Origin of the sequence: Streptomyces sp. NPDC060366 (assembly GCF_042725135.1) — a bacterium.
Classification (GTDB): domain Bacteria; phylum Actinomycetota; class Actinomycetes; order Streptomycetales; family Streptomycetaceae; genus Streptomyces.
This window is the reverse complement of record NZ_JBHXDC010000015.1, coordinates 74,618-93,485: the sequence shown is the minus strand read 5'-3', so window position 1 is coordinate 93,485 and position 18,868 is coordinate 74,618. Positions and strand designations below refer to the sequence as shown.

General features: G+C 69.3%; 14 protein-coding genes. 8 read left to right on the top strand and 6 right to left on the bottom strand.

Going from position 1 to position 18,868, the window contains the following annotated elements; genetic code table 11:
* The first annotated feature begins 152 nt into the window (after positions 1–152).
* Positions 153–1,580 (top strand): aminopeptidase, encoded by a 1,428-nt coding sequence (locus tag ACFWHU_RS29445; protein ID WP_385797523.1) that lies wholly within the window; start codon positions 153–155, stop codon positions 1,578–1,580.
* Between the two features lie 310 nt (positions 1,581–1,890).
* On the opposite strand, the gene ACFWHU_RS29440 is transcribed toward ACFWHU_RS29445, so the two are convergent.
* Positions 1,891–2,799, bottom strand: a complete 909-nt coding sequence (locus ACFWHU_RS29440; protein ID WP_387228491.1) for a LysR substrate-binding domain-containing protein — start codon at positions 2,797–2,799, stop codon at positions 1,891–1,893.
* 113 nt (positions 2,800–2,912) lie between these two features.
* On the opposite strand from ACFWHU_RS29440, the gene ACFWHU_RS29435 reads away from it, so the two are divergent.
* Positions 2,913–3,845 carry an EamA family transporter gene (locus ACFWHU_RS29435; RefSeq protein WP_387228488.1) on the top strand — a complete coding sequence of 311 codons (933 nt, stop codon included), beginning with the start codon at positions 2,913–2,915 and terminating at the stop codon, positions 3,843–3,845.
* A gap of 193 nt (positions 3,846–4,038) precedes the next feature.
* Here the strand turns inward: ACFWHU_RS29435 and ACFWHU_RS29430 are convergent, their stop codons facing one another.
* From ACFWHU_RS29430 to ACFWHU_RS29420, 3 genes are all read right to left on the bottom strand, one after another.
* On the bottom strand, positions 4,039–4,839 hold the full coding sequence (locus ACFWHU_RS29430) for a sugar phosphate isomerase/epimerase family protein (protein WP_385797530.1): 801 nt from the start codon (positions 4,837–4,839) through the stop codon (positions 4,039–4,041).
* A 13-nt stretch (positions 4,840–4,852) separates the two neighbouring features.
* On the bottom strand, positions 4,853–5,824 hold the full coding sequence (locus tag ACFWHU_RS29425; protein WP_387228486.1) for a GNAT family N-acetyltransferase: 972 nt from the start codon (positions 5,822–5,824) through the stop codon (positions 4,853–4,855).
* 163 nt (positions 5,825–5,987) lie between these two features.
* Positions 5,988–7,049, bottom strand: a complete 1,062-nt coding sequence (locus tag ACFWHU_RS29420) for a LacI family DNA-binding transcriptional regulator (protein ID WP_385797535.1) — start codon at positions 7,047–7,049, stop codon at positions 5,988–5,990.
* Between the two features lie 124 nt (positions 7,050–7,173).
* Between ACFWHU_RS29420 and ACFWHU_RS29415 the strand changes: the two genes are divergently transcribed.
* From ACFWHU_RS29415 to ACFWHU_RS29395, 5 genes are all read left to right on the top strand, one after another.
* Positions 7,174–8,325, top strand: a complete 1,152-nt coding sequence (locus ACFWHU_RS29415) for a Gfo/Idh/MocA family protein (RefSeq protein WP_385797538.1) — start codon at positions 7,174–7,176, stop codon at positions 8,323–8,325.
* Positions 8,322–9,551 carry a dihydrodipicolinate synthase family protein gene (locus ACFWHU_RS29410; protein WP_385797541.1) on the top strand — a complete coding sequence of 410 codons (1,230 nt, stop codon included), beginning with the start codon at positions 8,322–8,324 and terminating at the stop codon, positions 9,549–9,551. Before ACFWHU_RS29415 ends, ACFWHU_RS29410 begins: the two co-directional genes overlap by 4 nt.
* Before the next feature lie 110 nt (positions 9,552–9,661).
* Positions 9,662–10,453 carry a sugar phosphate isomerase/epimerase family protein gene (locus tag ACFWHU_RS29405; protein ID WP_387228575.1) on the top strand — a complete coding sequence of 264 codons (792 nt, stop codon included), beginning with the start codon at positions 9,662–9,664 and terminating at the stop codon, positions 10,451–10,453.
* Positions 10,454–10,808: 355 nt separating this feature from the next.
* On the top strand, positions 10,809–13,031 hold the full coding sequence (locus tag ACFWHU_RS29400; RefSeq protein ID WP_387228483.1) for an ATP-dependent RecD-like DNA helicase: 2,223 nt from the start codon (positions 10,809–10,811) through the stop codon (positions 13,029–13,031).
* Between the two features lie 275 nt (positions 13,032–13,306).
* Positions 13,307–14,596: a citrate synthase gene (locus ACFWHU_RS29395; RefSeq protein WP_385797547.1), complete on the top strand. Its 1,290-nt coding sequence runs from the start codon at positions 13,307–13,309 to the stop codon at positions 14,594–14,596.
* 607 nt (positions 14,597–15,203) lie between these two features.
* On the opposite strand, the gene ACFWHU_RS29390 is transcribed toward ACFWHU_RS29395, so the two are convergent.
* Positions 15,204–15,521, bottom strand: a complete 318-nt coding sequence (locus ACFWHU_RS29390; protein ID WP_387228481.1) for a heavy-metal-associated domain-containing protein — start codon at positions 15,519–15,521, stop codon at positions 15,204–15,206.
* Positions 15,522–15,665: 144 nt separating this feature from the next.
* Positions 15,666–16,370: a TetR/AcrR family transcriptional regulator gene (locus tag ACFWHU_RS29385; RefSeq protein ID WP_385797553.1), complete on the bottom strand. Its 705-nt coding sequence runs from the start codon at positions 16,368–16,370 to the stop codon at positions 15,666–15,668.
* Between the two features lie 180 nt (positions 16,371–16,550).
* Here ACFWHU_RS29385 and ACFWHU_RS29380 point away from each other — a divergent pair, with 180 nt between their 5' ends.
* Positions 16,551–18,830, top strand: a complete 2,280-nt coding sequence (locus tag ACFWHU_RS29380) for an MMPL family transporter (protein ID WP_387228478.1) — start codon at positions 16,551–16,553, stop codon at positions 18,828–18,830.
* The last annotated feature ends 38 nt before the right edge of the window (positions 18,831–18,868 follow it).

The following is an 18,868-nucleotide window of genomic DNA, read 5'->3' as shown; positions in this document are numbered from 1 at the left end:
GCCGCCCCGGCCCGACCGGGGCGCGGGACGCGGAGGGCTGAAGACACCGCACCCGGAGGCGCCATCCGGGTGCGACGCCTCGTGGGGGCTGGCGGCGTGGGCACCTCCCCGGCTAGGTTCGCGGGCGTCTGTCATGAACACAGGGAGTGTGAATGCGCAAGGCGCTGAGATGGTTGCTGTCGCTCGTGCTGCTCGTCGGCACGCTGGGCACGGCCGGCGCGGCAACAGCCGCCGACGGGAACGCGGGATCCGCGGCCCCCGATATCAAGGACCAGATCCTCGCCATCCCGGGGATGAGCCTGATCGAGGAGAAGCCGTACCCCGGTTACCGATACTTCGTCCTCAACTACACCCAGCCCGTCGACCACGAACGACCGTCGAAGGGCACCTTCAAGCAGCGGCTCACGCTGCTTCACAAGGACACCACCCGCCCCACCGTGTTCTTCACGAGCGGGTACGGCGTGTCCACCAACCCGAGCCGCAGTGAGCCGACACGGATCATCGACGGCAACCAGGTCTCGCTCGAATACCGCTTCTTCACACCGTCCCGGCCCGACCCGGCCGACTGGTCCAAGCTCGACTACGAGCAGGCCGCGGCCGACCAGCACCGGATCTTCGGCGCGCTGAAGAAGATCTACCCGGAGAAGTGGCTCGCCACCGGCGGCTCGAAGGGCGGCATGACCGCCACGTACTACGAGCGCTTCCACCCCCGGGACATGGACGGCGTCGTCGCCTACGTCGCACCCAACGACGTGGTCAACAAGGAGGATTCCGCCTACGACCGCTTCTTCGAGAAGGTCGGCACCGCGGAGTGCCGCGCCAAGCTCAACGCCGTCCAGCGCGAGGCGCTGATCAGGCGCGGGCCGCTGGAGAAGATGTACAAGACGTGGGCCGAGGCCGAAGGCGCGACGTTCACCACCGTCGGCTCGCTCGACAAGGCGTACGAGGCCGTGGTGCTCGACTTCGTCTGGGCCTTCTGGCAGTACAGCCTGGAAGCCGACTGCGCCGACATCCCTCCGGCCACCGCGTCGGACGAGGAGATCTACAACATCATCGACGCGATCTCCGGCTTCTCCTTCTACACCGACCAGGGCCTCGCCCCGTACACGCCGTACTACTACCAGGCCGGCACCGAACTCGGCTCCCCGGCCATCAAGCTGCCCCACCTGGGCAACCTGAGCCGCTACGGCTACCAGCCGCCGCGGAACTTCGTCCCGCGCGACATCCCCATGAAGTTCAGGCCGTGGGAGATGGCGTCCGTCGACAACTGGGTCCGGCGTAACGCGAATCAGATGATGTTCGTCTACGGCGAGAACGACCCGTGGGGCGCCGAGCGCTTCCGTCCCGGCCGCGGCACGCACGACACCCACGTGTACACCGCGCCGGGTGCCAACCACGGTGCCAACGTCGCCGGTCTTGTGGCCGACGAGCAGGCCGAGGCCACGGCCCGGATCCTCGACTGGGCGGATGTCGCACCGGCGACCGTGCAGCAGGACGCCGCCAAGGCGAAGCCGCTGGCCGCGTACGACGCGAAGCTCGACAAGCAGGACATGGAGCGGATGCCGACGCTGCGTCCGTAGCCCGCGAGCACGGGACCGCCACCGGCGCATACAAGGGGGGCGCACCGGTGGCGGTGTGCTGCCCGGACGCAGGCGGCCTGGAGAGGGGAGTCAGCGATCGTAGCCAGTGAGTACGAGGGCCGACACCGCGCTGCGGAAAGTCGACGGGAGCACATGAAATAGGACGGATGGGCGCTGCGCGAAGTTCCCAGGAGGCGAAGATTCCGCCTATTTCATGGAAAAGGCGCGGTAAGCCGAAAGGGAAACGGCCCGGGTGGGGGTGGGGGCCCTCCCCCCCCGCCCCCACCCCTCCCCCCAACCTCGCCCCGTATCAGGTCCGTTCGGCGTTCGGCCAGTGCCGCAGCAGTGTCTCCACCGCCGCCGTGACGGCCGGGCGCCGTGCCGCGCCCGTGCGCCACAGTGCGTACAGCCGCCGCATCGGCACCGGTTCCAGCGCGACGGCACGCACCCCGGCCGGCAGCGGCCCACGTCCCAGCCGCGGGATCATCGCGACGCCCAGCCCGGCGGCCACCAGCGCGAGTTGAGTGTGGTTCTCCTCGGCCTGATGGGCGATGTCCGGCTCGCAGCCGGCCGCGCGCAGCGTGCGAGTCAGCCAGTCGTGGCAGACCGTGCCGGGCGGCTGGGTGATCCACCGTTCGTCCGCCAGGTCCTCCCGCCGCACGGCCGCCCGCGCAGCCAGCGGATGCCCCTCCGGTACGAGAACGTCGCACCGGTCGTCCCCGATGACCGCCTGCTCGACCCCGTCGGGCGCGGGCAGCGGTGCGATGTCCCAGTCGTGCGCGACCGCCAGATCGAGCATGCCGCGAGCCACCAGGTCGACGGACAGATGCGGATCGACCTCCTGGAGCCGTACGTCGAGTCCCGGGTGGCGCCGGGCCAGTTCGGCAAGGACGCCGGGGAGCAGACCGCGTGCGGCTGACGCGAAGGCCCCGACGGTGAGCCTGCCGGTCGGTCGCCCCCGGCACTCCTCCAGCGTGGTCTCGGCGCGCTCCACTATCGCGAGCAACTCCTGTGCGGTAGCGGCCAGATGGCGTGCCTCCTCGGTGAGGGCGACGCCCCGCCCCCGCCGCTCCAGCAACGTCGTACGGGTCTCCCGCTCCAACTTGGTGATCTGCTGCGACACGGCCGACGGTGTGTACCCGAGCGCCGAGGCCGCCGCGGCGACCGACCCGTGGACGGAGACGGCGTGGAGAGCGCGGAGCCGGCCCAGATCAAGCATGTTCACTCCTCGGCGCCGCCGCTCCGACGACACCCATTGGTAAGCAATGCTCAATCCAACCATGAAGATATTCGCTCTGGTGCTACACGGTCGGGGTCGGTGATCCTCGTCCCATGCGCACCGCACACAAGGTCCTCGCCGTTCTGGTCGCCGCCGTCTGGGGGCTGAACTTCGTCATCATCGAGGTGGGCCTCGACCACTTTCCGCCACTGCTCTTCTCCGCTCTCCGTTTCCTCGCCGCGGCTCTGCCCGCGGTCTTCTTCGTGGGCCGCCCCAAGGTCGCCTGGAAATGGGTGGTCGGCGTGGGGCTGGTGCTCGGAGTCGCCAAGTTCGGCCTGCTGTTCGTCGGGATGGATCAGGGCATGTCCGCCGGGCTCTCCTCTCTCGTCCTCCAGGTCCAGGCGGTGTTCACGGCGGTCTTCGCCGCGATCGTTCTCGGCGAACGACCCGGCCGGGTACGGCTGTTGGGTATGGCCGTCGCCCTGGCCGGTATCGCCGTCGCCGCGGTGGACGAAGGGACCTCGGGTCCCTTGGCGGCGTTCACCCTGGTCGTCGCCGCCGCGGCCTGCTGGGGCGCTTCCAACGTTCTGACCAGAAAGGCCTCCCCGCCGGACGCGCTGAACTTCATGGTCTGGGTGTCCGTCGTCCCCGTACTGCCCCTGCTGGCCCTCTCCCTGCTGATCGAGGGCCCGGACGTGGGCCTCACCGCGCTGCGCTCGCTCGACCTCACCGGCGTCGGCACGGTCTTCTACGTCGCGTGGGTCACCACCATCTTCGGCTTCGGCGCCTGGGGGTTCCTGCTCCGCCGCTACCCGGCCTCGTCGGTGGCGCCTTTCTCCCTTCTGGTCCCGGTGTTCGGCATGTCCTCGGCCGCCCTGCTGCTGGGCGAGGACATCACTCCCCTCCGCTGGTGCGCGGCCGCCCTGCTGGTGGGCGGTGTCGGGCTGACGTCCCTGGGACGCGGGGGAGGTAGCCGCGCGTCCGTACCCCCCTCACCGCCGGCCACCGGACAGGCGGCTGACCGCGTCGCCCATGACCGCGGTTGAAGCCACTTACCTCCGTCGTAACCGAGTCGGCTACGACACCATCGCCGTCGGCTGCGCCGAATCTTCCCGGAGCGGCGGTTCGGTACCCGACCCTTCACATCCCGGACGGGCAACTGCGTTACGTCTTCGCGGAGTTCCACCGGAACCTGGCCCCGACCGGCGGTCCCGGCTGCGGACCTCCTTCGGCCTTCGGTCAGTGCCCCCGCGCCAGCAGTGCCTCCAGGTACTCGCGGCCGGGGATCAGCAGGTCGGGCAGGTCCGGCGCGTCCGGGTACCAGCGCTTCTCGTACTCCCAGCAGAGCCACCCGTCGTCCCCGTCCCCGGCGAACAGGCCGACGCACTCGCCCAACGGCAGGACCCCCGCACCCAGCGCCAACGGCGTGGTGTCCTCCGCCGAGGCGATGTCCTTGACCTGTACGTAGCCGAGGTGAGGCGACAGCGACGCATGGCTGGTGACGGGGCGTTCCCCGCCGAGCCAGGTGTGCATCACGTCCCAGAGCGCACCCACCTGCTTGTGGCCGACAAGACCAAGGATGCGGATCGCGTCGGCGCCCGTGCGGTGGGAGTCGTGCGTCTCCAGCAGGATCCGCACCCGTGAATCCGCTGCGAGGGGGGCGGCCGTGCCCAGTCGACGGGCGGCCGTCGCGTCGGCCGCCTCCGGGTCCTGATCGCCGCCGCCCGGGAAGACCCGTACGTACGACGCGCCCAGATCGCGCGCCAGCCGGATCAGTTCATCCAGCTCCTGGCTCAGCTGTTCCTCGTCCCCGCCTTCCGCAGCCACCCGCACGTAGCCCGCGACCGCCAGGATCTCGACCCCGTGACGCTTGAACTCGTCGACCACGGCGGCCCGTTCCCGCGAACCGATGCCGGGGTGCACCGGCTCCTCCGGATGGGCGCGCAACTCCACACCCTGGTAGCCGGCCCCACTGGCGAGGGCGGCGACCTCGGGAATGGGGAGGCCGGGGACACCGAGGGTCGAGAAGGCGAATTTCACTCCGTGTTTCCTTTCACGAGGGAGAGTCCACGACGGACTCGTCGACGAGCGGCAGCCGCCAGTCCTGGCCGACCAGATCCGCTCCGTACGAATGGTGCGGTTTCTCGGCGACGAGGGTGAATCCCGCCCGCACGTACAGCTTGCGGGCAGCGGTCAGCACGTCGTTGGTCCACAACACCACCTCCCGATACCCCGCATCGCGGGCGAAACCCACAACCGCCTCTACCATTCGCTCCCCCAGGCCGTGCCCGCGCGCCTCGGGTTCGACGAGGAGCAGGCGCAGCCGCGCGGCGCCCGGTGCCTCGTCCCGTACACACATCACCGAGCCCACCGGCCGCCCGTCGAGCTCGGCTATCCACACCCGCTCCAGCCGCTCGTCGTGATCCGCGGCGAAGTCGGCGACGATCCTGGCGACGAGACCCTCGAAGGTGGCGTCCCACCCGTACTCCGCCGCGTACACCGCGCCGTGCCGTTGCACCATCCAGCCCAGATCGCCCGGGACCGGGTCCCGCAGAACGGGCCCCTCGCGGCGGGTGGATGCCCGACGGCCGTCCCCGGGCGTCTCGCCCGCGCTCAGTATTTCCCTGGCCGTCCGCAATGCCTCCACGAGGCGCGGGCGTTCGTCCGGCTCGACCCGGTCCAGCAGGGTCCCGACCGCCTCACGCGACCGCTCGTCGAGCAGCGCGGCGGTCCCACGCCCCTGCCGCGTCAGGGTGATCCGCTGCCGCCGGGCGTCCTGCTCCGACGGGGCGCGCTCAACCAGCCCCTCACGCTCGAACTTGGTCAGCATTCTGCTCAGATAGCCCGCGTCCAGCGACAGTTCGGCACGGAGCTCGGCAGCGTCCGTACGCGGCGTGTGCGCGAGCTCGTAGAGCAGGCGTGACTCGGTCAGCGTGTACGGCGTGTAGAGGTGCTTGCTGTAATTCAGCGCGCCGATGAGGTTGGTGTAGAAGCGGTTGAACGCGCGGATTTCTTGAATGGTCATGGCCCCCCGACCCTTCGCTCACCCATTTTTTCTTGACTGAGTCAACGGTACGTCGAGGTCGCCAAGATCAGCAAGACACTCGATCGGGTGAAACCCCGGCCGGTCGCCGCTCCGCCCCGCCTGCCCCTGCTCCTGCCCGCCCTGCCCGACCCCGACCCCGGCCTCAGCCTCGCGGCGGCGCCGTCGAAGCCCGCGCCATCAATTCCGCGGCGATCGTCGCGATCCCGCCCGGCGGCGGGGCCTCCGTCCCCATCGCGAGCCGGCCTGCCCGCGCCCCCGCCTCGTACAGGGGTAGTCGCACCGTCGTCAGCGCCGGTACCGCGTCGACCGAGAACGGCAGGTCGTCGAAGCCGGCCACCGAGATGTCCTCGGGGATGCGCAGTCCCTGGTCACGCACCGCCGCGCACGCGCCGAGCGCCACCGTGTCGTTCGCGGCGACCACCGCCGTCAGATCCGGCGAGCGCCGCAGCAACTCGAGCGTCGCCTCGTAGCCCGAGCGCCGGTCGTAGGGTCCGTGCACCGTCAGCGGGGCCTGGTCCTGCGTCAGTCCCGCGGCGGCCAGCGCCGACCGGTGGCCCTCCAGCCGGTGCCGGGTCGTGGTCCGCTCGGCCGGTCCCGCGACATATCCGATCCTGCGGTGCCCCAACGCCAGCAGATGCTCGGTGAGTCGCCGCCCGCCACCCCGGTTGTCGAACGCCAGCGACGCGACGACCGCGCTGCTGCCGGGCAGCGGAGGCCGCCCGCACAGCACGACGTGCGTTCCCGCGTCGGCGAGTTTGGTCAGTTTGGCCGACATCGCCGCGATATGAGTGGGGTCCTCAAGGGCCCCACCGGTGAGGATCACGGCGGCGGCCCGCTGGCGCTGGAGGAGGGTGAGATAGGTCAGTTCCCGCTCCGGGGAGCCGCCCGTGTTGCAGACGACCGCGAGTTTCTCGCCGCCTGCCCGGCCGGTTCCCTCCTGGCCGCCGATCTCGGTCTGCGCGGCCCCGGCCATGATCCCGAAGAACGGGTCGGCGATGTCGTTCACCAGGATCCCGACCAGGTCGGACGTGGCGGCGGCGAGCGAACTGGCCGGTCCGTTCAGCACGTAGTCCAACTCGTCAACCGCTCGCAGCACGCGCTCCCTGGTGGATGCGGCCACCGGGTAGTTGCCGTTCAGCACACGGGAAACGGTGGCGGGCGACACCCGGGCACGGGCCGCCACATCGGCCAGGGTGACTGTCATCGGCGGTTCCTCCGGAAGGTGGGTGATGCGGTGGATCGGCGCCGGACTCTTGTCCGGTCGCTTTCGGCAGGCTAGCTTCATACCCTATAGAAAGCGCTTGCTACGGCTGTATGGAGGGAACTTCGTGACACGCAGGACAGTGCGGATCGCCATGAACGGCGTCACGGGGCGGATGGGGTACCGGCAGCACCTGGTGCGTTCCATCCTCGCGATCCGCGAACAGGGCGGACTGGACCTCGGCGACGGTGAGGTGCTGTGGCCCGAGCCGATCCTCGTCGGGCGCCGTGAACACGCCCTCAGGGAGGTCGCGGAGCGACACGGCCTCACGGAGTGGTCCACCGATCTCGACACTGTCCTCGCCGACGACAGCGTCGACATCTACTTCGACTCGCAGGTCACCTCCGCGCGGGTCGAAGCCATCAAGAAAGCCGTTGCTGCCGGGAAGCACATCTACACGGAGAAGCCGACGGCGACCGACCTCGAAGGCGCCCTCGACCTGGCCCGTCTCGCCCAGAGCGCCGGCATCAAGCACGGGGTCGTCCAGGACAAGATCTTCCTTCCCGGCCTTCTGAAGCTGAAGCGCCTCATCGACGGAGGCTTCTTCGGCGAGATCCTCTCCGTACGAGGCGAGTTCGGCTACTGGGTCTTCGAAGGCGACTGGCAGGAGTCGCAGCGGCCCTCCTGGAACTACCGGACCGAGGACGGCGGCGGCATCACCGTCGACATGTTCCCGCACTGGGAGTACGTCCTGCACGAGCTGTTCGGCAAGGTCAACTCCGTCTCGGCGCACATCACCACGCACATCCCGCGCCGCTGGGACGAGCAGGGCAAGCCGTACGCGGCCACCGCCGACGACTCCGCCTACGGGATCTTCGAGCTGGAGGGCGGCATCGTCGCGCAGATCAACTCCTCCTGGGCTGTGCGGGTCAACCGCGACGAACTCGTCGAGTTCCAGGTCGACGGCACCCACGGCTCGGCCGTCGCCGGGCTGCGCCGCTGCCGCGTCCAGCACCGCAGCTCCACCCCCAAGCCCGTCTGGAACCCGGACCTCGCCGCCACCGAGTCCTTCCGTGACCAGTGGCAGGAGATCCCGGACAACACCGAGTTCGACAACGGCTTCAAGGCGCAGTGGGAGCTGTTCCTGCGCCACATCACGCTCGGCGAGCCGTACCGCTGGGACCTGCTCGCCGGCGCACGTGGCGTACAGCTCGCGGAACTCGGCCTCAAGTCCTCGGCGCAGGGACGCCGCTTCGACGTACCGGAGCTCTCACTGTGACCACCCGAACCACACCCCCCACGGCCTCCGGCTCGCCCTCCGTAGGGAAGCCGGGCCAGGGGCTCCGGCTACCGGACGCGGACGGCACGCTGCGTACGTACCGGCCGCGCCGAGAACCCGCCGCCTTCATCACCAAGGGCGCCGACGCCGCCCCTCTTGTCTCCCGTACGGTCTTCTCCGCCGCGCACGTCGTGGCCGACCCGTACGCCGACAGCAGCCCCGGAGCGCCGGTCGTCGTCGACTGGGACACCACGCTCGCCTTCCGCCGCCATCTGTGGTCACACGGTCTCGGGGTCGCGGAGGCCATGGACACCGCGCAGCGCGGCATGGGCCTGGACTGGGCGGGGGCGGCCGAGCTGATCCGCCGTTCGGCGGCCGAGGCACGGTCCACCGGAGGCCGGATCGCGTGCGGGGTGGGCACCGACCAACTCACGCCGGGGGCACATTCTCTGGAGGAGGTGCGGGCGGCGTACGAGGAACAGCTCGCGCTCGTCGAGGAGACCGGCTCCCAGGCCATCCTGATGGCCTCACGCGCGCTCGCCGCGGCGGCCGGGGGACCCGAGGACTATCTGGCCGTCTACGGCCATCTGCTGCGGCAGGCGGACGAACCCGTGGTGCTGCACTGGCTCGGCCCGATGTTCGACCCGGCGCTGGAGGGCTACTGGGGCAGTAAGGACCTCGACGCGGCGACCGAGACGTTCCTCCAGGTCATCTCCGAACACCCGGACAAGATCGACGGGATCAAGGTCTCGCTGCTGGACGCGCGTCGCGAGGTCGAGCTGCGCCGGCGCCTCCCGCAGGGCGTGCGCTGCTACACGGGCGACGACTTCAACTACCCCGAGCTGATCGCGGGCGACGAACGCGGCTTCAGCCACGCGCTGCTGGGCATCTTCGACCCGCTCGGGCCGGTGGCCGCCGAAGCCGTACGTGTCCTGGACACGGGTGACGCGAAGGGCTTCCGGGAACTGCTCGATCCCACGGTCGAGCTGTCGCGTCATCTCTTCCAGGCGCCCACCCGCTTCTACAAGACGGGCGTGGTGTTCCTGGCCTGGCTGGCAGGCCACCAGGATCACTTCGCCATGGTCGGCGGCCTCCAGTCGGCCCGTTCGCTCCCGCATCTCGCGCGGGCGTACGAACTGGCCGACGGACTGGGCCTGTTCCCGGACCCGGTGGTGGCCGAAGGCCGGATGAAGTCCCTGCTCGGCGTGTACGGAGTGGACCAGTGACGGACGTGAACGAGACGACCGAGGCGACCGACGTGACCGGGGCGACCGACGCGACCGGCGCGGGTGGGACCGGACTGCCGGGCGACCTCGGCCGGTTCAGCATCAACCAGATGACGGTCAAGCAGCTCACCCTCCCCGAGCTCACCGAGGCGTGTGTACGACTCGGCGTGCCGGGCGTGGGGTTGTGGCGGGAGCCCGTGCGGGCGTACGGCACGGAGGCCGCCGCCAAGCTCGTACACGACGCCGGACTCGCCGTCACCACCCTTTGCCGCGGCGGCTTCCTCACGGCGAGCGATCCCGCGGCACGGGCCGACGCCCTGGACGACAACCGCGCGGCGATCGACGAGGCCGTGACCCTGGGCACCGACACCCTTGTCCTGGTGTCGGGCGGGCTGCCGCCCGGCAGCCGTGATCTGCACGGGGCGCGTGAGCGGATCGCGGACGCGCTCGCGGTCCTGGCTCCTTACGCCGGTGAGCGCGGCGTACGGCTGGCGATCGAGCCGCTGCACCCGATGTACGCGTCCGACCGCTGTGTCGTCTCCACGCTCGACCAGGCGCTGGATCTCGCGGAGCGTTTTCCCGCCGAACAGGTCGGGGTCGTCGTGGACACCTACCACCTGTGGTGGGACGACCGGGCCCCTGCGGCGATCGCCAGGGCGGGGGGCCGGATCCACTCCTTCCAACTGGCCGACTGGACGACGCCGTTGCCCGCCGGGGTGCTGAACGGCCGTGGTCTGATCGGTGACGGTGTCATCGATCTGCGGGCATGGCGTGAACGGGTCGACGCGGCCGGATACGAGGGGCCGATCGAGGTCGAACTCTTCAACGACACCCTGTGGGTGCGGGACGGCGTGGAGCTGCTGACGGACGTCGCGGAGCGGTATGTGAGGCATGTGTTGTAAGAGAAGCCCGTCTGTCGCGACGAAGGCTTTTCATGGCCAAATAGGAGTGTCTGTCATCTTCTGTCATCGTTTCTGGTGGCAGAGAAAATAACTGCCCGCAACCGTGCAACCCTTTCGGGGTGACGGTGGTCGTACATGGCATCAAGGCTTCCGGGGAGGGGTCCGGGGGGATCGGGAAGCTTTGTTGGAGGGGGGAGCGCGTGGGGCCCGGTCCGGTGGACCGGGCCCCTAAAGCTTTTCCGGCCGTTTCCTCGGAGCCTTGCCCGAGGGCGAGTTGTCCACAGACACGGCTGTCCGACGGCGAGGTTGTCCACAGGGTGGGCCGGCTGTCGTACCCGGACGGTAGCGTCGGATCATGTCCAATCCGGCCGTGCTCGAAGGCGTTCTTGAGCGGATCACGTACAGCAACGAGGAGAACGGCTACACGGTCGCCCGCGTCGACACCGGCCGTGGCGCGGATCTGCTCACCGTGGTCGGCTCGCTCCTCGGCGCGCAGCCGGGGGAGTCGCTGCGGATGGAGGGCCGTTGGGCCTCGCACCCGCAGTACGGCAAACAGTTCACGGTGGAGAACTACACAACGGTCCTGCCCGCGACCATCCAGGGCATCCGCCGCTATCTCGGCTCCGGACTGATCAAGGGCATCGGACCGCGCATCGCCGAACGGATCGTCGAACATTTCGGCGTCGACACACTGGAGATCATCGAGAAGGAGCCGAAGCGGCTCGTCGAGGTCCCCGGCCTCGGACCCAAGCGGACGAAACTGATCGGCGCCGCCTGGGAGGAGCAGAAGGCGATCAAGGAAGTCATGATCTTCCTTCAGGGCGTCGGTGTCTCCACCTCGATCGCCGTCCGCATCTACAAGAAGTACGGCGACGCCTCGATCTCGGTCGTGAAGAACGAGCCCTACCGGCTGGCGGCCGACGTCTGGGGCATCGGCTTCCTCACCGCCGACCGCATCGCCCAGGCCGTCGGTATCCCGCACGACAGCCCGGACCGCGCCAAGGCCGGACTCCAGTACGCGCTCTCCCAGTCGACCGACCAGGGCCACTGCTTCCTGCCCGAGGAGCAGCTCATCTCGGACGCGGTGAAGCTCCTCCAGGTCGACACCGGCCTGGTCATCGACTGCCTCGCCGAGCTCGCCGCCGAGGAGGAGGGAGTCGTCAGGGAGAAGGTCCCGGGTCCTGACGGGGGCGAGCCGGTCACCGCCGTCTACCTGGTGCCCTTCCACCGCGCCGAGCTGTCCCTCTCCGCCCAGCTGCTGCGGCTGCTGCGCGCCGCCGATGACCGGATGCCCGCCTTCCAGGACGTGGACTGGGAGAAGGCCCTGCCCTGGCTCGCGAGCCGCACAGGCGCCGAACTGGCCCCCGAGCAGGAAGCCGCCGTGCGCCTCGCCCTCACCCGTAAGGTCGCCGTCCTGACCGGCGGACCGGGCTGCGGAAAGTCCTTCACGGTCCGCTCGATCGTGGAGCTGGCCAAGGCCAAGAAGGCCAAGGTGGTCCTCGCGGCGCCCACCGGCCGCGCGGCCAAGCGCCTCGCCGAGCTCACCGGCGCCGAGGCGTCCACGGTCCACCGGCTGCTGGAACTCAAACCCGGTGGGGACGCGGCGTACGACAGGGACCGGCCGCTCGACGCCGATCTGGTGGTGGTCGACGAGGCGTCCATGCTGGATCTGCTGCTCGCCAACAAGCTCGTCAAGGCGGTGGCACCCGGTGCACATCTGCTGCTCGTCGGCGATGTCGACCAGCTGCCGTCGGTCGGGGCGGGCGAGGTGTTGCGGGACCTGCTGGCCGACGGCGGGCCCGTGCCACAGGTGCGTCTGACCCGGATCTTCCGGCAGGCCCAGCAGTCGGGGGTCGTCACCAACGCCCACCGCATCAACTCCGGGGTCCAGCCCATCACCCAGGGCCTCAGTGACTTCTTCCTGTTCGTGGAGGACGAGACGGAGGAGGCCGGGAAGCTCACGGTGGATGTCGCGGCCCGCCGGATCCCCGCCACCTTCGGGCTCGACCCGCGGCGCGACATCCAGGTGCTGGCTCCGATGCACCGCGGCCCGGCGGGCGCGGGGACCCTCAACGGCCTTCTCCAGCAGGCCATCACCCCCGCCCGGCCCGAACTGCCCGAGAAGCGGCTCGGCGGTCGCGTCTTCCGCGTCGGGGACAAGGTCACCCAGATCCGAAACAACTACGACAAGGGGCAGAACGGGGTCTTCAACGGCACGGTCGGGGTCGTGACCTCACTGAACCTGGACGACCAGTGCCTGACGGTACGGACCGACGAGGACGAGGAAGTGCCTTACGACTTCGACGAGCTGGACGAGCTGGCGCACGCGTACGCGGTGACGATCCACCGCTCGCAGGGCAGTGAGTACCCGGCCGTCGTCATCCCGGTCACCACCGGCGCATGGATGATGCTCCAGCGGAATCTGCTGTACACGGCGGTCACCCGTGCCAAGAAGCTCGTCGTCCTGGTCGGTTCCCGGAAGGCGATAGGTCAGGCAGTCCGTACGGTCTCCGCGGGCCGGCGCTGCACCGCCCTCGACCACCGGCTGTCCGGCAGCCTCCGGGCCGGGAATTTCTGAGCCTGTCCGGCCGGGCGGGACCCGGCGGGACCGGGTCCCGCCCGTGGTCCGTGTTCGGGCGGATCGTCCTCCCCCAGGGGAGTGTCCGGCGACGGGAATGCCACCCCGGACTTTCGGAACCGGGGCGAAGGGGGCAGGATGTGAAAGTTGGCGGCACTCAGTGCCGCGAATAGGCCTAATGGTCGACCCCGAGTGCACTCTCCTGAGCCAAATGGGGGATGGTAGAGACAGTCAGGGCACCTCGAAGAAGAGGCACTACGTCGGTGAGGGATGACGTGAGCGACAACTCTGTAGTACTGCGGTACGGCGATGGCGAGTACACCTACCCGGTGATCGACAGCACCGTCGGCGACAAGGGCTTCGACATCGGGAAGCTGCGGGCCCAGACCGGCCTGGTGACTCTGGACAGCGGCTACGGCAATACCGCCGCCTACAAATCCGGCGTCACCTATCTCGACGGTGAGCAGGGCATCCTCCGCTACCGCGGTTACCCCATCGAGCAGCTGGCCGAGAGCTCGACGTTCCTCGAGGTGGGCTACCTGCTCATCAACGGTGAACTTCCCAAGGTCGACGAGCTGTCGTCCTTCAAGAACGAGATCACCCAGCACACGCTGCTGCACGAGGACGTGAAGCGGTTCTTCGACGGCTTCCCGCGTGACGCGCATCCGATGGCCATGCTGTCCTCCGTGGTCAGCGCGCTGTCGACGTTCTACCAGGACAGCCACAACCCGTTCGACGAGAAGCAGCGTCACCTGTCGACGATCCGGCTGCTGGCCAAGCTGCCGACGATCGCGGCGTACGCGTACAAGAAGTCGATCGGGCACCCCTTCGTGTACCCGCGCAACGACCTCGGGTACGTCGAGAACTTCCTGCGCATGACATTCTCGGTTCCCGCCCAGGAGTACGAACTCGACCCGGTCGTGGTCTCGGCCCTCGACAAGCTGCTGATCCTGCACGCGGACCACGAGCAGAACTGTTCGACCTCCACCGTGCGTCTGGTCGGCTCGTCGCAGGCGAACATGTTCGCCTCGATCTCCGCCGGCATCAGCGCCCTCTGGGGCCCGCTGCACGGTGGCGCCAACCAGTCGGTGCTGGAGATGCTCGAAGGCATCCAGGCCAACGGCGGCGATGTCGACTCCTTCATCCGCAAGGTGAAGAACAAGGAGGACGGCGTCCGTCTGATGGGCTTCGGCCACCGCGTCTACAAGAGCTTCGACCCCCGGGCGAAGATCATCAAGGCGGCGGCGCACGATGTCCTCTCGGCGCTCGGCAAGTCCGACGAGCTGCTCGACATCGCGCTGAAGCTGGAGGAGCACGCGCTCTCCGACGACTACTTCGTCTCGCGCAACCTCTACCCGAACGTGGACTTCTACACGGGTCTGATCTACCGGGCCATGGGCTTCCCGACCGAGATGTTCACCGTGCTCTTCGCGATCGGCCGGCTCCCCGGCTGGATCGCCCAGTGGCACGAGATGATCAAGGAGCCCGGCTCCCGCATCGGCCGCCCGCGTCAGATCTACACCGGTGAGGTCCTGCGCGACTTCGTCCCGGTCGAGAGCCGCTGAGCCCTCGGCAGAGGGTTCCCGCCGTCCGGCCTACGGTTCCGCGAACCGGACGGCCAACCGGAACCGGACGGCCACCCGCGCGCAACAGAAAGCGCCCCGCTTCCCGATCCCCCCACGGGTCGGTATAGCGGGGCGCTTCCCATATCCCCGGTGCGGATTCCCCCCACGGGATCCGGGCCGGGCGTCTGCGGTTGCCGGCAGAAGCCAGTTTCACGCGGTCTGCCGGGGTACGTACGAACCAGGGGGGCCGCTCAAAGCTCCCCAGTTGCACGTGCCCCGGCCAACGCTTGCCTGAGACATCCCCCAAGACATCTCATGAACGTCCCCCAAGACGTTCTCGGCATCGCCTCTTAGACTCGCGAGCTGCCCGGATGGTTACCCCTAAATCTATGTGATCTAGATCTCTTTGTGAAGGTCCTGTGCCTCATGTGAAGGGACGGGGCCACATATTGTTGGTTACTACGAAAACAGATGACAGGGGCGGCGTCCCGGCTCCCTGATCGCCGGGCTGAGCAGGGGTGTTGTGGCGAGGAGTGGCCGGAACGACGGAAGGGCCGTGCGCGATCCGGAGGGGATCCGGTCGCGTACGGCCCCGCGGGAAGGTCGTTCAGGCCTGGCCGGTCAGCTCGTAACCCGCCTCGTCGACCGCCGCGCGCACGTCGCTCTCCTTGAGCGGGGCCTCGGAGGCCACGGTCACCCGTCCGGTGGCGGCCTCGGCCTTCACCGACGTGACGCCCTGGAGCGCGGAGATCTCGTCGGAGACCGCGCCTTCGCAGTGGCCGCACGTCATACCGGTGACCGCGTACACCGTGGTGATGGAGTCCGTCGCGGCCTCGGCGGCGCCGTCGTGGCAGGAGCCGGTGGGTGAGCAGCAGGAACCGGTGGCCTGGGCGGTCTCCGTCGCGATCTTCGTCTCTGCGGTCATGGCGTTCTCCTCCGGGGGCGGATGTGCGAAACGTGGTGCGCCAGGGGCCGATGGGAACGCCGCGACGCCCTGACACTCGCAGCATATACCCCTAGGGGGTATGAATGCGAGTCCCGGCCGACGGTGTGTGGTTCGCGTGTGGGGTCAGGAATCCGCTCCCGTGGTCTCCCGCGGTGGCGGGCGCTGCGGTAGCGCGTCGCCGACGACGGGGCACAGATAGCGGAACATGGCGCTCTTCAGCTCCCCGATGTAGGCCTCCCGCTCCTCGCCCTCGTGGGACAGGATCAGGTCCATACCGCCCTTGAACAGGACGAAGGCGAACTCCGCCGTTCTGGTGCGCTCCGCCCGGGGGGTGTCGGGCAGGTAGCTGCCGAGGATCTCCTCGACCCGGGTGAGCAGGGTGGAGTGCAGGAGGTCGTGCTCCTCCGTCACCTGCCCCGGAATCTCCGACCCGTGCATCAGGACCGCGAACGCCGGATTCTCGCAGTTGAACGTGATCAGGGGATCGAGGACGGCGTCCAGCATCTCGGGGAGCGGCAGATTCATGTGGGCGGGCGTGAACGCCTGGCCGTACGTCGTGCGCCAGCGATTGAGGAGCACGTCACCCAACTCGACGGCGATGGCCTCCTTGTTGGGGAAGAACTGGTAGAGCGTGCCGGGGGAGACGCCGGCCTCGCGGGCGATGGAGTTGGTGCTCGCCGCCGTGTATCCGCTGGCGCAGAAGACGCGGCCCGCGGCTTCGAGGAGTTGGGCGATACGGCGCTCGCCGCGGGCCTGGCGGCGGCGCGGCTTCCCCGTGCCGTCGGCGGGGCCGCCCTTGGTCGCGCTGTCCTGGCTGTCTCGCTCCACGGCTCCGCCTCTCCTCGCTTCAGGCACGTGAACCCCCAGGATCCCTCGATCGGTTGACGACGGTTGACAAATGCGAGTCGTCGCTCGCATTCTTGATTAATGCGAGCGATCACTCGTGTTTTTCATTCTATGGCAGTCGCCGACCCATGTGCCGGGTCACGGTGAAGGGGACACCGCACTATGTCCGAAGTCAACAGGGGGTCGCGAATCGGCGGCTGGACCCGGTTCGTCACGGCGCGCCCACGGCTTTCGCTGCTGGTCGCCCTGGTGATCACGGCGCTGGCGGTCGTCGCGGGGAGCGGCGTGGGCGACCGGATGGGCAGCGGCGGCTGGGAGGACCCCGCTGCCTCGTCGACCTACGCCACGCAGGCGCTGGAGCGTGAGTTCCCCGCCTCCCAGCCGAATCTCCTGCTGCTCGTCGACGCGGGCGACAAGGGGGTGGACGACCCCGCCGTCGCCGCCGAGGCCGAGCGGCTCACCGAGCGGCTCGCGGACGAGGAGGGCGTCGTGGGCGTCGGGTCGTACTGGCAGACGCGATCGCCCGCGCTGCGCGCCGAGGACGGGGGTGAGGCACTGATCGCGGCCAGGATCGTGGGCAAGGAGAAGGAGGCCGGCGAGACCCTGGAGCGGATAGCGCCCGAATTCCGGGGCGCGCAGGGGCCGGTGGAGGTCTCGGTCGGCGGACCGGTCGCGGTACGGCACGAGATGCAGGCCATCATCCAGGAGGACCTGCTGCGGGCCGAGTTGATCGCCCTGCCGGTGACGCTGGTGCTGCTCGTGATGGTCTTCGGCAGCGCGATCGCCGCCCTGCTGCCCCTGGGTATCGGCATCGTCGCCATCCTCGGGACCAATGCCGTGCTGCGAGGGATCACCGAGATCACGGATGTCTCGGTCTTCGCGCAGAACCTCACCACGGCTCTGGGGCTCGGACTGGCCGTGGACTACGCGCTGTTCATCGTGCGCAGATTCCGGGAGGAGTTGGCCGAGGGCGCGCAGGTGCGGGACGCGGTGGGGACCACACTCCGCACCGCCGGGCGGACGGTGCTGTTCTCCGCCCTGACGGTGGCGGTGTCGCTCGCGGCCATGATGGTCTTCCCCCAGTACTTCCTGCGCTCGTTCGCCTATGCGGGGATAGCGGTGGTGCTGCTCGCCGCCGCTGCCGCGCTGATCCTGCTGCCGGCCGCGCTGATGCTGCTCGGCCACCGGGTCAACTCCCTCGATCTGCGGCGGTTGTTCCGCAGGAGGAGGAGCGTGCCCGGCGACGGGGGCGCGGCCGGGTCCCGGCCCGCGGGACCGGCGGGGTCCGGAGGCGGCTGGGGGCGCACGGCGACGCTGGTGATGCGCAGGGCTCCGCTCTTCGCCGTCGCGACGGCCACGGGGCTGGTGCTTCTCGGACTGCCCTTCCTGGGGGTGAAGTTCGGCACGGCGGACCACCGGCAACTGCCGTCGAGCGCCGAGGCCCGAGTGGTCCAGGACCACATCAGGGGCGGCTTCCCCGGCAGCCCCGGCGGCGGGCTCGAAGTGCTGGGCGAGGGCGGGGCGACCTCCGCCGAATACGCGGACTACCGCGACCGGGTGGCCGCTCTGCCGGATGTGGAGCGGATCGACGGTCCGGTCGTCTCCGGCGACCACGCGTACTTCACCGTGCTGCCGCGCGGCGAGGCGGTGGGCCAGGATGCCCAGCGGCTCGTCGGTGAACTGCGAGCCGAGCCGGCCGCCTTCGACACCTCCGTCACCGGTACGGCCGCCGTGCTGGTCGATTCGAAGGACGCCATCGCCGACCGGCTGCCCCTGGCCGTGGGCATCATCGTCGTGGTGACACTGCTGCTGGTCTTCCTGCTCACCGGCAGCGTCCTCATACCGATCCAGGCGGTTGCGCTCAACGCGCTCAGCCTGACGGCGATGTTCGGAGCGGTCGTCTGGGTGTTCCAGGACGGCAATCTGTCCGGGCTCCTCGGTTTCACCTCAACGGGTGACATAGAGACGACCCTTCCGGTGCTGATGTTCTGCGTCGCCTTCGGACTCTCCATGGACTACGGGGTCTTCCTGATATCCCGGATCAAGGAGGAGTACGACCGCGGTGGTGACCACGAGCACGCGGTCGTCTTCGGACTCCAGCGCACGGGAGGGCTGATCACGGCGGCAGCGGTGATCCTGGCGGTGGTCATGGTCGCCATCGGCACCTCGCGGGTGACCAACACCAAGATGCTCGGCCTCGGTATCGCGCTCGCGGTGGTCATGGACGCGATGGTGGTGCGCAGTCTGCTGGTCCCGGCGGTCATGAAGCTGACGGGGAAGGCGACTTGGTGGGCGCCGGGGCCGCTGCGCCGCTTCCATGAGCGGTTCGGCGTGAGCGAGGGCGAGTCGCACCCGACGGTCCTGGCGAACGGCGGGGACGGCGTGGACGGTGCGGACGGGGCCGTGTCCGGGGCGGGTGAGCGGGACAAGGTCGGGGTCTGAGCCCGAACGGCGCCGAGGGCCCCGTACATCCACCGGTG